The sequence below is a fragment of the Streptomyces sp. YS-3 genome, from assembly GCF_045257485.1.
Taxonomy (GTDB): domain Bacteria; phylum Actinomycetota; class Actinomycetes; order Streptomycetales; family Streptomycetaceae; genus Streptomyces.
Genome location: NZ_JBJHPC010000172.1, coordinates 1 through 12,465 on the forward strand (window position 1 = coordinate 1; position 12,465 = coordinate 12,465).

Below are 12,465 nucleotides of genomic sequence, written 5' to 3' on the forward strand. Positions count from 1 at the left end.
GCCCTCGGGCGCCCCGCACTCCCCCTGCTCCTGCGGCTCCCCGCCGAGCAGCGTCCGTACCAGCGGGTGCGCGCAGAACAGGCCGTCCCGCACCCCGATCCCGTACTCCGCCGAGAGCGCCGCCGCGAAGTGCGAGCTGTTCCAGCCGTCCACGACGAACGAGATCACCCCGACCCTCGGCGCGTCGTCGCCGAAGAGGGACAGCACCCGTACCTCCGGCACCGCCGCCAGCCCCTCCCGCACCTTCGCGATCAGGTGCCGCTCCCGCTCCACCAGGCCCTCGAAACCCGCCTCCGTCAGCGCCTTGCAGGCGGACGCGATGGCGTACACGCCGATCACGTTCGGGGAGCCGGCCTCGTGGCGGGCGGCCGTGGTGTGCCACTCGACGTCCACCCCGCCGTCCGCGCGCCGCGCGACCGTACGGGAGGCGCCGCCGCCCGCGAGGTACGGCTCGGCGGACCGGAACCAGTCCGCGCGCCCGGCCAGCACCCCCGAGCCGAACGGCGCGTACAGCTTGTGCCCGGAGAAGGCGATCCAGTCGACGTCCGACTCCGTTACGGAGACGGGGTGGTGGGGCGCCAGCTGCGCCGCGTCGAGCACGATCCGCGCCCCGTGCGCGTGCGCCGCCGCCGTCAGCTCCTTCACCGGCCACAGCTCCCCGGTGACGTTGGAGGCGCCGGTGACGCAGACCAGCGCCGGACCGTAGGGTTCGCGGTCGGCCAGCGCCCGTTCCAGGATCGCCACCGCTTGCTGCGGCGTACGCGGCGCGTCGAGGTACGTCACCCGGGCGTCCCGCCACGGCAGCAGCGAGGCGTGGTGCTCGGTCTCGAAGACGAAGACCTGGCAGTCGGCCGGGAGCACCCGGGCCAGCAGGTTCAGCGAGTCCGTCGTCGAACGGGTGAAGACCACCTGGTCGCCGGGGCGGCAGTCGAGGAACTCGGCCACCGTCGCCCGGCTGTTCTCGAACAGGTCGGTGGAGAGCTGCGAGAGGTAGCCCGCGCCCCGGTGCACGCTGCCGTAGTAGGGGGCGTACGCGGCCACGTCGTCCCACACCCGCTGGAGGGCGGGAGCGCTCGCCGCGTAGTCGAGGGCCGCGTACGTCACCTCGCCGCCGGTGACCAGCGGAACGGTGACGTCCCGGCCGAGCACCGGCAGCGGCGCCGCGCAGCAGGGCTCCTCGGACGAGGGCGACGACGAAGACGAGAGCGAGGGGGAGGTGACGGCGGACGGGGCGGTGGGCGTGGACGCGTATGCGGACATGGCGGTATCTCCCGGCAGGTCGAGGCGAATCGGCTGTGGAACCCCCGGGGCGCGGCGGACCGACCGGCGGCGCCGGACGCACGGGGGGTGACCTCGACGTACGCGAAGAAGGCGTACGGAGGTGTACAGAAGAAGGGGCCGAAGGCCCTATCGCATTCGCTTGCTCACGAGACTGCTCCCTTGAGGACCAGGACCCCAGGGGCGCGCCACCCGAGAACGGGTGCGCAGGGGTCCGCGCTTGCCGCCGACCTCGCTGCCTGCGGCCTGGTCTTCACCCGGGGCACCCCGCCACGGACGGAGGGTTGCCGGACAGCGGGCCGGGGCCGTAGTCGCTGTCACTCATGACCTTGGAAAGCATCCTGCCATACGTCGGCGTACGCGCAAGGCGCGGTCCGGCATCCGGACCGCGCCCCGTCACACGTCCGCTCGGCGGCTACGCGTTGCTGGCGGCCACCCACCGCTCCAGGGCCCGTCTCGCCGCCCCGGAGTCCACCGACTCGGCCGCTCTGGCGATCCCGTCCCGGATCTGCTCCACCAGGGTGCCAGGGCCCGGGTCCAGCGCGACCAGCGCCGCCGCCGAGTTGAGCAGCACCGCGTCCCGTACGGGCCCGGTCTCCCCGGCCAGCAGCCGGCGGGCCGCGTCCGCGTTGTACGAGGCGTCCGCCCCGCGCAGCGCCTCCACCGGCACCAGGCCGATGCCCACGTCCCTGGGGTCGAACGCCTCCTCGCGCACGGCCCCGTCCCGTACCACCCAGACCCGGGAGGTCGCGGTGGTGGTCAGCTCGTCCATGCCGTCGTCGCCGCGGAACACCAGCGCCGAGGAGCCGCGCTCGGCGAGCACCCCGGCCACGATCGGCGCCATCCGGGCGTCCGCGACCCCGGTGGCCTGGGCCATGACGCGGGCGGGGTTGGTGAGCGGACCGAGGAAGTTGAAGGTGGTGCGGATGCCGAGTTCGCGCCGGGCCGCGGCGACGTACCGCAGGGCGGGGTGGAACTTGACCGCGAAGCAGAAGGTGACGCCCGCCTCCTCGGCGACCTGGACCACCTGCCGGGGGGTGAGGTCGAGGTTGACGCCGAGCTTCTCCAGGACGTCGGAGGCGCCACTGGCGGAGGAGGCGGCCCGGTTGCCGTGTTTGACGACCTTGGCGCCGGTGCCCGCCACCACGATGGCGGACATGGTGGAGATGTTGACGGTCTTGGCGCCGTCGCCGCCGGTGCCGACGATGTCGACGGTCCGGCCGGGCACCTCGATCAGATTGGCGTGCTCGTACATCGCGCGGACCATGCCGGTGATCTCGGCGACCGTCTCGCCCTTGGCCCGCAGGGCCACCGCGAACCCGGCGATCTGCGCGTCGGTCGCCTCGCCGCGCATGATCGAGTCCATCGCCCAGGCCGTCGCCTCGGCACTCTGGTCGGTGCCGCTGAGCAGTGCGTCCAGCACGCCCGGCCAGGAGTAGGCCGCCACGCTGTCGCCGCCTGCCGGGGTCACAACGTTCATGGTCCGCTCCTGGGTCCACCGACGGATAGGGGAATCGTGGACCACCCTATCCAGCCCCGGGGACGGCGAAGGGCCCCGTCCATCGCGTGGACGGGGCCCTGTGCTGTGTGGCGTACAGCGTGCGCTGGGAGGGGATCAGTGGTGGCCGTGGCCGCTGGTGATCTCCTCGTACTCCTCGGCGGTGGGCTTGGCGATCTGGCTCTGCTCGCCGAAGTAGCCCTTGTGGAGCTTCACGCGCAGCTTCTCCATGCGGGAGACCTTGCGCTTGACACCGTTCTCGTCGACGGCCGCCGGCAGCTCGGCCGGACGGGTCTGCTCGTGCGCGGTGAGCTTGTACAGCTGGCCCGCGTCGAGCGGCTCGTGGACCTCGACGAACTCACCGTGCGGCAGCCGCTTGATGATGCCGGTCTCGCGACCGTGCAGCACCTTCTCGGCGTCCCGGCGCTGGAGGCCCAGGCAGATCCGCTTGGTGACGATGAACGCGACGACCGGGCCGACGAAGAACGCGATCCGGACGAACCAGGTGATGGCGTTGAGCGACAGGTTGAAGTTGGTCGCCCACAGGTCGTTGCCACCACCGACCAGCATCACCATGTACGCGGTCACCCACGCCACACCGATACCGGTGCGGACGGGAGCGTTGCGCGGACGGTCGGCGATGTGGTGCTCGCGGGTGTCCTTGGTGATCCAGGCCTCGATGAACGGGTAGGCCGCGATCGCGAAGAGCACCAGCGGGAAGATCACCAGCGGGATGAACACACCCAGGACCAGCGTGTGGCCCCACAGGTTGATCTCCCAGCCCGGCATCACTCGGATGAGGCCTTCGGCGAAGCCCATGTACCAGTCGGGCTGGGCGCCGGTCGACACCTGATCCGGGCGGTACGGGCCGATCTCCCAGATCGGGTTGATCGAGGCGATCGCCGCGATGACCGCGATGACACCGAACACCAGGAAGAAGAAGCCGCCGGCCTTGGCCGTGTAGACGGGCAGCAGCGGCGCGCCCACGACGTTCTTGTTGGTGCGGCCGGGGCCCGCGAACTGGGTGTGCTTGTGGTAGAAGACCAGGATCAGGTGAGTGATCATCAGGCCGAGCATGATGCCGGGCAGCAGCAGGATGTGGACCGAGTAGAACCGGGCCACGAAGTCGCCGCCGGGGAACTCGCCGCCGTAGATGAAGAACGACAGGTACGTGCCGACGACCGGCACGCCCAGGATGGCGCCCTCCATGAAGCGGACGCCGGTGCCCGAGAGCAGGTCGTCCGGGAGCGAGTAGCCGGTGAAGCCGGTGAACATGCCGCAGAAGAACAGCAGGAAGCCGAAGAGCCAGTTGACCTCGCGCGGCTTGCGGAACGCGCCCGTGAAGAACACGCGCATCATGTGCACGAACATGCCCGCGAGGAAGATCAGCGCGGCCCAGTGGTGGATCTGCCGGATCAGCAGACCACCGCGCACATCGAAGCTGATGTGCATGGTCGAGTTGAACGCCTCGGACATCTGTACGCCCTGGAGCGGAACGTAGGAGCCGTCGTAGACGACCTCGTTCATGCTCGGGTGGAAGAACAGTGTCAGGTACACACCCGTGAGGATGATGATGATGAACGTGTACATGCAGATCTCGCCGAGCATGAAGGACCAGTGGTCCGGAAAGATCTTGCGCATGTTGGTCTTGGCGAGGGTGTAGATCCCCAGCCGGCCGTCGGCCCAGTCGGCGAACTTCTCGCCGTTGCCGGGCTCGCGGCGTTCGTCAGTCGTGGTGGTGCTCATCCGCGCTCCCAGAAGGCAGGACCGACGGGCTCTTCGAAGTCGCCGAGCGCTTCGAGGTAGCCCTCGCTGTTCACGCCGATGCGCAGCTGCGGCAGAGCGTGACCGGCCGGGCCGAAGATGACGCGGGCCCCGTCGGAGAGGTCGAAGGTGGACTGGTGGCACGGGCAGAGCACGTGGTGGGTCTGCTGCTCGTACAGGCTGATCGGGCAACCGACGTGGGTGCAGATCTTCGAGAACGCCACGATGCCCTGGTGCGACCACTCCAGCTCGCGCTTGTCCTTGATGTTCTCCGGCTGGAGCCGGACGATCATCAGGGCGGCCTTGGCGATCTGGGTCTGGAAGTCGTGCTGGTCCTCCTCCAGGCCCTCGGGCTTGGCGAAGGTGAGCGAACCGACGGCCACGTCCTCGGGACGCAGGGGCTCGTTGGTGTTCATGTTGATGAGGGCCTTGCCCTTGGCCCACATCGTCTTGCGCAGCTTGTCCTCGGGCAGCGTGCCCAGGTCGCGCAGGAGCACCACACCGGCGAGCGGCACCATGGCCAGCGCGCCGTACATGGTGTTGCGGATCAGCTTGCGGCGGCCGAAGCCGGACTCGCGGACGCCGTCCGCCCAGTCCTGCATGACCTTCTCGCGGACCTCCGGCGGAGCGGCGATCTCGTGACGGTCGTCCGACATCTCCTCGTCGGCCATCAGCGTGCGGGCCCAGTGGACCGCGCCGGCGCCGATGCAGAACAGCGCGACACCCAGGGTCAGACCCAGGGAGAAGTTCAGCGCGCTGACGTGCCCGAACGGGAAGATGTAGACGATCTTGTCGATCGGGAAGATCACGAAGGACGCGATGAAGGCGACCGTGGCGACCATCGAGAGCATGAAGAGACCGGCGACCACGCGCTCGGAGCGCCTGGCAGCCGCCTCGTCGATGTCCTGGACGCGCGGACGGTGGGGCGGCAGCCCCGGGTCCGCGAACGGGTCGCGGGCGCGCTCGACCGAGCCGTGCTCGGGGTCCTGCTCGCTGGGCAGGTTCTCGGAATTGTCTTGGCTACTCATGACTTCTTGGCCTTAGCGGAGTGGGCCGCGATCCAGATGGCGACTGCGATGAGGGCACCGAGGCCGAAGATCCACGCGAACAGACCCTCACTGACGGGACCGAGGCCCCCCAGCGACAGGCCACCGGGGCTCGCCGTCTTCTCACTGTTCACGGCGTCCAGGTACGCGATGATGTCCTGCTTCTGCTTCTGCGGCATCGTCGTGTCGGGGAAGGACGGCATGTTCTGCGGGCCGGTCTGCATGGCCTCGTAGATGTGCTTCGGGTCCACGCCCTCAAGGCTGGGGGCGTACTTGCCGTGCGTGAGCGCACCGCCCTTGCCGGAGAAGTTGTGGCACTGGGCGCAGTTGGTGCGGAACAGTTCGCCACCCTTGGCGATGTCCGCGCCTTCCGGGCTGTACTGCTTCTCGGTCGGCTTGATGGGGCCGGCTCCGAGGGAAGCGACGTACGCGGCGAGCTGGTCGATCTCGGCCTGCGAGTAGATGACCTTCTTCTTCGGCACCTGGGCGCCGGGCTGCTGCGCCGGCATCCGGCCGGTGCCGACCTGGAAGTCCACGGCGGCGGAGCCGACGCCGACCAGGGACGGGCCGTCAGAGGTGCCCTGACCGCCGGTTCCGTGGCAGCTGGCGCAGCCGACGGAGTAGAGCTTCTTGCCCTCGTCGATAGCGAGGGACTGGGCGGTTTCGTCGGCCTTCGCCTTGTCCGCGGGCGCGAACGCGGCGTACAGCCCCCCGGTGGCCGCCAGCGCGAGGAGTAGGACGACGAGCGCCGCCAGCGGATGGCGTCGTCGTGCGGAGAGCTTTTTCACGGATTACCCCGGTGTCAGGATCTTCTGCGTCAGTGCGGGATGGTGTCGGGTCTGCGTGCCCGATTACTTGATCAGGTAGATCGTGGCGAAGAGGCCGATCCAGACGACATCGACGAAGTGCCAGTAGTAGGACACGACGATGGCGGCGGTCGCCTGTTCGTGGGTGAACCTTCTGGCCGCGTAGGTCCTGCCGAGAACCAGCAGGAAGGCGATGAGACCGCCCGTCACATGCATGCCGTGGAAGCCGGTGGTCAGGTAGAACACCGAGCCGTACGGGTCGGAGGACAGCGAGAGGCCGTCCTTCTTCACCAGCTCGGTGTACTCGAAGACCTGGCCTCCGATGAAGATCGCACCCATCACGAAAGTGATCATGAACCAGGTGCGCAGCTTCTTCACGTCGCCCCGCTCGGCGGCGAAGACGCCGAGCTGGCACGTGAGGGAGGAGAGCACCAGGATCGTGGTGTTCGTCGCCGAGAACGGAAGGTTCAGCGAGGACGCCATTTCCTTCCAGTGCTCGGCACCCGTCACCGATCGCAGGGTGAAGTACATCGCGAAGAGGGCCGCGAAGAACATCAGCTCGGAACTCAGCCAGATGATGGTTCCGACGCTGGTGAGGTTCGGCCGATTGACCGACGGGTGCGCGTGCCCGGTTTCTACTGTCGTTGCTGTCGCCACGACCGACATTATGTCGGTCGCTTATCTCGCGCTCACTCCGGGGGGTGCCGTTCGGTGTGTCCGCACCCCGTGTCCTGCCCGAACGGCCCATCCGGGCGCTCGCCGAACCGGTGTTGACACGGAGTCGGACGGAGTAGCATCCGCGCATCGGCTCCCGAGCCCGTACCGCCGTCGAATCGGAGGAACAATGCAGTCGAGCGCCACCGTACTTGTCTACAGCGACGACGCGAACACCCGTGAGCAGGTGCGGCTCGCCGCCGGACGCAGGCCCGCCTCCGACGTTCCCCCGGTGACCTTCCTGGAGTGCGCGACCCCGCACGCCGTCCTCAAGGAGCTGGACCGCGGCGGCATCGACGTGTGCGTGCTGGACGGGGAGGCCGTTCCGGCCGGGGGCATGGGCATCTGCCGGCAGATCAAGGACGAGATCTTCCAGTGCCCGCCGGTGCTGCTGCTCATCGGGCGCCCCCAGGACGCCTGGCTGGCCACCTGGAGCCGTGCGGACGCCGCGGTGACCCTCCCGGTCGAACCGGTCGAGTTCGCCGCCGCACTGGCCGCCCTGCTGCGCCTGCGCCGCCCCGACGGCGCCCTGGCCACCAAGGGCTGATCGCCCCGCCCCGACCCCCACCGGGCAGGCCCTAGACCTGCGGTCGCAGCCGGGCGGAGTTCAGTTTGCTCTGCCCGGCCTTCGCGTCGGCCTGGAGCACGCTGCCCTTGCGCCACTTGTCCCAGTCGACGTTCCAGTCGCCGAAGCCGTTGTCGAAGGGCGTCATGTCCTCGCCGATGCTGTTGACGACCTTGACGATGTCGCCCTCGTTCACGGTCTCGTAGAACCAGGCCGCGTTCCCGGTGGACATGCCCGTACAGCCGTGGCTGACGTTCTCGGCGCCCTGCGAGCCCACCGACCAGGGGGCCGCGTGCACGTACTCGCCGCTCCAGGTGACCCGGGTCGCGTAGTAGACCGGCAGGTCGTACGCGTCGGCGCTGCCGGCCGAGATGCCGACCGTCTCCCCGCGCATACGTACGTAGTACTGCTTGCCCAGCACCACCTTGACGCCGTTACGGGTGGAAAAGCCCGGCTTTCCGGTGGTCACCGGAATGGTATTGATCACTTCTCCGTTGCGTTTGACCGTCATGTAGTGCGAGGACGCGTCCGTGATGGCCTCGATGCGGTCGCCCGTGGTGATCTTCAGGGGCTTGGCGGGGCCGCCGTACAGCTTGTCCGCGATCCGCACGCCCTCCAGGCGCGAGGTGGCCCTGACGGTCGCGTGCGCGGGCCAGTAGTCCTTGGGCCGGTAGTGGAGCTTCTTGTCGTCCACCCAGTACCAGGCACCCTCCACCGAAGGGGTGGACTCGACCTTGAGGGCACGCTCGACGACCGAGCGGGCCGCCTTGTCCTTGACGGGCTTGCTGAGCTCGGCCGTGATGGGCTGTCCGACGCCGTACTTGCCCGCGTCCGGCCCGAATTCGACGTTCACGGTGTCTTTGGGCGCGGTGGTGTCGAACGTCAGCGTACGGCGCCCCGGAGCGCCGTCGGAGTCCTCCGTGGAGACCACCACCGTGTAGCGCGCCCCGGCGACCAGCGGGGAGGTGGAGTGCCAGCGGTTGCCGTCGCCGTCGAGTTCGCCCGCGAGGTAGCGGCCCGCCGCGTCCGCGGCCGTCACGTCCGTGATGCGCCCGCGGCCACCCCTGGCGGTGATCTCCAGGGGCTTGTCCGGGTCCGCCTTCGCGCTGCCCGACGGACCGTTGTACGCGATCTGCCCGGCCGCGTCGTACGGCTTGGCCGAGAGCGGGTTGCTCTCGGAGTGGCCGCACCCGGCGGCGCCCGCCCCGAGGGCGATGACCAGCAGGGTGCAGCCGAGGACGGTACGGATACGCGGTGCCTGACTCATGCCCTCACGTTATGAAGGGCGGGCGCGTTCGGCGCGTCGGAGGACTGCAAACGGGCGGCGGCGGCCTCCGGGCGGCCCCGGGGCCGCCCGGGGCCACCGGGGTACACGGAAGGGCCCCGCGGGCTCTCAACGAGCCGCGGGGCCCTTCACGGGTGCGTACGAGGACCTACTGGTTCTGGTTCTCGCCGCGGTAGTACTCGAACACCCAGCCGTAGATGCCGATGAGGATCAGCGGCGCCGAGAAGTACAGCAGCCACCAGCCCATCGCGATGGCCAGGAACGCGAGCGCTCCACCGATGGCCAGCGAGAGCGGCTGCCAGCTGTGCGGGGAGAAGAATCCCAGCTCACCGGCGTCGTCCGCGACATCGGCCTCCTTGTCGTCCTGCGCGCCCGCGTCGACCCGCCGGGCCGTGAAGGCCAGGTAGAAGCCGATCATCACGCTCAGGCCGAAGGCCATCACGAGAGCGGTGGCACCGGCCGGCTCCTTCGACCACACGCCGTACACGACGGCCATGATCAGGATGAAGACGGAGAGCCAGAGGAACATCTTGCCCTGGATCTTCACTTGCCCGCCTCCTTGCCGCCGGCGAGGGCCGCGTTGTCACCGGCACCGTGGTTCTCGAGCTGGTCGAGAGCCGCGATCTCCGGGTGGTGCAGGTCGAACGCCGGGGATTCGGAGCGAATACGCGGCAGGGTGAGGAAGTTGTGCCGCGGCGGCGGGCACGACGTCGCCCATTCGAGCGAACGCCCGTAGCCCCACGGGTCGTCGACCTCGATCTTCTTGCCGTACTTGGCGGTCTTCCAGACGTTGTACAGGAACGGCAGGATCGACAGGCCCAGCAGGAAGGAGCTGATGGTCGAGATCGTGTTCAGCGCGGTGAACCCGTCGGCGGCGAGGTAGTCCGCGTAACGACGCGGCATGCCCTCGGCACCGAGCCAGTGCTGCACCAGGAACGTGCCGTGGAAGCCCACGAACAGCGTCCAGAAGGTGATCTTGCCCAGGCGCTCGTCCAGCATCTTGCCCGTGAACTTCGGCCACCAGAAGTGGAATCCGGAGAACATCGCGAAGACCACGGTGCCGAAGATGACGTAGTGGAAGTGCGCGACCACGAAGTACGAGTCGGAGACGTGGAAGTCCATCGGCGGCGAGGCCAGGATGACGCCGGTCAGACCACCGAAGGTGAAGGTGATCAGGAAGCCGACGGCCCAGAGCATCGGTGTCTCGAAGGACAGTGAGCCCTTCCACATCGTGCCGATCCAGTTGAAGAACTTCACACCGGTCGGTACCGCGATGAGGAACGTCATGAACGAGAAGAACGGCAGGAGCACGCCGCCGGTGACGTACATGTGGTGCGCCCACACGGTCACGGACAGACCGGCGATGGCGATCGTCGCGCCCACCAGGCCCATATAGCCGAACATCGGCTTCCTGGAGAACACTGGGATGACTTCGGAGATGATGCCGAAGAAGGGCAGGGCGATGATGTACACCTCTGGATGGCCGAAGAACCAGAAGAGGTGTTGCCACAGCAGCGCGCCGCCGTTGGACGCGTCGAAGACATGGGCACCGAACTTGCGGTCCGCCTCCAGGGCGAACAGCGCGGCGGCCAGCACCGGGAACGCGAGCAGGACCAGCACACCGGTCAGCAGGACGTTCCACACGAAGATCGGCATCCGGAACATCGTCATACCGGGTGCGCGCATGCAGATGATCGTGGTGATGAAGTTGACCGAGCCGAGGATCGTGCCGAAGCCGGAGAAGGCCAGACCCATGATCCACATGTCGGCGCCGACGCCCGGCGAGCGGACCGCGTCCGACAGCGGGGAGTAGGCGAACCAGCCGAAGTCGGCCGCGCCCTGCGGGGTGAGGAAGCCACCGACCGCGATGGTCGAGCCGAACAGGTAGAGCCAGTAGGCGAACATGTTCAGCCGCGGGAACGCCACATCGGGCGCGCCGATCTGCAGCGGCATGATCCAGTTCGCGAACCCGGCGAACAGCGGCGTCGCGAACATCAGCAGCATGATCGTGCCGTGCATCGTGAACGCCTGGTTGAACTGCTCGTTCGACATGATCTGCGTGCCGGGGCGGGCGAGTTCGGCGCGCATGAAGAGCGCCATGATCCCGCCGATGCAGAAGAACGCGAACGACGTGACCAGATACATCGTGCCGATCGTCTTGTGGTCAGTGGTGGTCAGCCACTTCACGACGACGTTCCCCGGCTGCTTGCGCCGGACCGGCAGCTCGTTCTCGTACGAGTCGTCTGCTGCCGCGGCACCCTGAGATTCGTTGAGGATGCTCACAGTTTGTTCGTCTCCGCGTTCTTGGCGGGGTCGGTCTGAGCGATGCCCGCCGGCACGTAGCCGGTCTGGCCCTTCGCCGCCAGCTCCTTGAGGTGCTGCTGGTAGCGCTCCGGGGAGACGACCTTCACGTTGAAGAGCATCCGGGAGTGGTCGACACCGCACAGCTCGGCGCACTTGCCGAGGAAGGTGCCCTCCTGGGTCGGGGTCACCTCGAAGGAGTTGGTGTGCCCCGGGATGACGTCCTGCTTCATCAGGAAGGGGACCACCCAGAAGGAGTGGATGACGTCACGGGACGTCAGCACGAAGCGGACCTTCTCGCCCTTGGGCAGCCACAGCGTGGGCCCGGGGTTTCCGGTCTGCGGGTTCCGCGTGCCGGGGATGCCGACGTCGTACACGCCGTCGGCGCCGGCCGGGAAGTCCTTGGTGAAGCGGTCCGGGATGGCGGACAGCTCCTTGGACTTCGCGGCGTCGCCCGTGGCCGGGTTGCCGTCCACGTTCTCGACGTAGTTGAAGCCCCAGCTCCACTGGTAGCCGACCACGTTGACGGTGTGGGCCGGCTTCGGCGAGAGCTCAAGGAGCTTCGACTCATCACGCGCGGTGAAGTAGAAGAGCACCGAGACGATGATGAGGGGGACGACCGTGTACAGCGCCTCGATGGGCATGTTGTACCGGGTCTGCGGAGGTACCTCGACCTTGGTGCGGCTGCGCCGGTGGAAGATGACGCTCCACAGGATCAGGCCCCAGACCAGCACGCCCGTGGCGAGCGCTGCCGCCCACGAACCCTGCCAGAGGGAGAGGATCCGGGGAGCCTCCTCCGTCACCGGGGTGGGCATACCGAGGCGAGGGAAGTCTTTCCAGTTGTACGAGCAACCGGAGGCGGTAGCCAGGACCAGGCCCGCGGTCAGCACCTGCAGCAGCTTCCGCCGCATCGGGCGCCGCGACGAGCGGTCGGAGCCGTTGGGACTCACGTAGCGCCTTCCCGAGAGTCTCGCCCGCGCCGGCCGGCTCCGGCCGTCCGTCTCGCTGGTCGGTCGCCGCCCTGGCCGCGGGCAGGGGTTTGGATGTTTATGCGGACCAAACCCTACTGGACGCTATTTGGGGTCGCGCGGGGAGGGTGCCCAACGCGCCGCCGGGGCCCCCGAAGGGGTGGAATCCGGGCCTCCGGGGGGCATCTGACGACTCTTTCCGTACGGGTGTACGGGGAGTGGCACGGCACGGGGGCGCCC

11 protein-coding genes and 1 riboswitch are annotated in these 12,465 nt (G+C 68.4%); of the genes, 1 reads left to right on the top strand and 10 read right to left on the bottom strand.

Annotated features, from left to right (window positions below):
- The 6 genes from ACJA3G_RS16410 to ACJA3G_RS16435 form a co-directional block, all read right to left on the bottom strand.
- Positions 1 to 1,260: aminotransferase class V-fold PLP-dependent enzyme (locus ACJA3G_RS16410; protein ID WP_406553727.1), on the bottom strand; the 1,260-nt coding region annotated here is incomplete at its 3' end.
- Positions 1,261 to 1,489: 229 nt separating this feature from the next.
- A riboswitch (SAM riboswitch) is annotated at positions 1,490 to 1,607 on the bottom strand.
- 86 nt (positions 1,608 to 1,693) lie between these two features.
- Complete coding sequence (gene trpD, locus ACJA3G_RS16415) at positions 1,694 to 2,758, bottom strand: anthranilate phosphoribosyltransferase (protein ID WP_406553728.1); 1,065 nt, start codon at positions 2,756 to 2,758, stop codon at positions 1,694 to 1,696.
- Between the two features lie 135 nt (positions 2,759 to 2,893).
- Positions 2,894 to 4,522 carry a cytochrome bc complex cytochrome b subunit gene (locus ACJA3G_RS16420; RefSeq protein WP_406553729.1) on the bottom strand — a complete coding sequence of 543 codons (1,629 nt, stop codon included), beginning with the start codon at positions 4,520 to 4,522 and terminating at the stop codon, positions 2,894 to 2,896.
- Positions 4,519 to 5,568 (bottom strand): Rieske 2Fe-2S domain-containing protein, encoded by a 1,050-nt coding sequence (locus tag ACJA3G_RS16425; RefSeq protein ID WP_358833669.1) that lies wholly within the window; start codon positions 5,566 to 5,568, stop codon positions 4,519 to 4,521. Before ACJA3G_RS16425 ends, ACJA3G_RS16420 begins: the two co-directional genes overlap by 4 nt.
- Positions 5,565 to 6,374 (bottom strand): c-type cytochrome, encoded by an 810-nt coding sequence (locus ACJA3G_RS16430; RefSeq protein WP_358833668.1) that lies wholly within the window; start codon positions 6,372 to 6,374, stop codon positions 5,565 to 5,567. The genes ACJA3G_RS16425 and ACJA3G_RS16430 overlap by 4 nt, the downstream gene beginning before the upstream one ends.
- Before the next feature lie 63 nt (positions 6,375 to 6,437).
- The gene (locus ACJA3G_RS16435; RefSeq protein WP_358833667.1) at positions 6,438 to 7,058 is read right to left on the bottom strand and encodes a heme-copper oxidase subunit III; all 621 of its coding nucleotides are present in this window, start codon (positions 7,056 to 7,058) and stop codon (positions 6,438 to 6,440) included.
- A gap of 178 nt (positions 7,059 to 7,236) precedes the next feature.
- Between ACJA3G_RS16435 and ACJA3G_RS16440 the strand changes: the two genes are divergently transcribed.
- The gene (locus tag ACJA3G_RS16440; RefSeq protein WP_406553730.1) at positions 7,237 to 7,653 is read left to right on the top strand and encodes a hypothetical protein; all 417 of its coding nucleotides are present in this window, start codon (positions 7,237 to 7,239) and stop codon (positions 7,651 to 7,653) included.
- A 31-nt stretch (positions 7,654 to 7,684) separates the two neighbouring features.
- Here ACJA3G_RS16440 and ACJA3G_RS16445 read toward each other — a convergent pair whose 3' ends face one another.
- The 4 genes from ACJA3G_RS16445 to coxB all read right to left on the bottom strand — a co-directional run bounded on the left by ACJA3G_RS16445 (position 7,685) and on the right by coxB (position 12,207).
- A complete protein-coding gene (locus tag ACJA3G_RS16445) occupies positions 7,685 to 8,938 on the bottom strand; it encodes an Ig-like domain-containing protein (RefSeq protein WP_406553731.1) in 1,254 nt (417 codons plus the stop codon).
- A 166-nt stretch (positions 8,939 to 9,104) separates the two neighbouring features.
- Positions 9,105 to 9,503 (bottom strand): cytochrome c oxidase subunit 4, encoded by a 399-nt coding sequence (locus ACJA3G_RS16450; protein ID WP_358833664.1) that lies wholly within the window; start codon positions 9,501 to 9,503, stop codon positions 9,105 to 9,107.
- Positions 9,500 to 11,239 (bottom strand): cytochrome c oxidase subunit I, encoded by a 1,740-nt coding sequence (gene ctaD / locus ACJA3G_RS16455; RefSeq protein WP_406553732.1) that lies wholly within the window; start codon positions 11,237 to 11,239, stop codon positions 9,500 to 9,502. The genes ACJA3G_RS16450 and ctaD overlap by 4 nt, the downstream gene beginning before the upstream one ends.
- Positions 11,236 to 12,207, bottom strand: coding sequence for a cytochrome c oxidase subunit II (gene coxB / locus ACJA3G_RS16460; RefSeq protein WP_406553733.1), 972 nt, complete (start codon positions 12,205 to 12,207; stop codon positions 11,236 to 11,238). The genes ctaD and coxB overlap by 4 nt, the downstream gene beginning before the upstream one ends.
- Positions 12,208 to 12,465 lie beyond the last annotated feature (258 nt).

Excerpts from the sequence above, each read along its gene's own strand:
- ACJA3G_RS16435 (WP_358833667.1), bottom strand. The coding sequence starts at position 7,058 with ATGTCGGTCGTGGCGACAGCAACGACAGTAGAAACCGGGCACGCGCAC.
- ACJA3G_RS16420 (WP_406553729.1), bottom strand. The coding sequence starts at position 4,522 with ATGAGCACCACCACGACTGACGAACGCCGCGAGCCCGGCAACGGCGAG.
- ACJA3G_RS16425 (WP_358833669.1), bottom strand. The coding sequence starts at position 5,568 with ATGAGTAGCCAAGACAATTCCGAGAACCTGCCCAGCGAGCAGGACCCC.
- ACJA3G_RS16445 (WP_406553731.1), bottom strand. The coding sequence starts at position 8,938 with ATGAGTCAGGCACCGCGTATCCGTACCGTCCTCGGCTGCACCCTGCTG.
- ACJA3G_RS16440 (WP_406553730.1), top strand. The coding sequence starts at position 7,237 with ATGCAGTCGAGCGCCACCGTACTTGTCTACAGCGACGACGCGAACACC.
- trpD (WP_406553728.1), bottom strand. The coding sequence starts at position 2,758 with ATGAACGTTGTGACCCCGGCAGGCGGCGACAGCGTGGCGGCCTACTCC.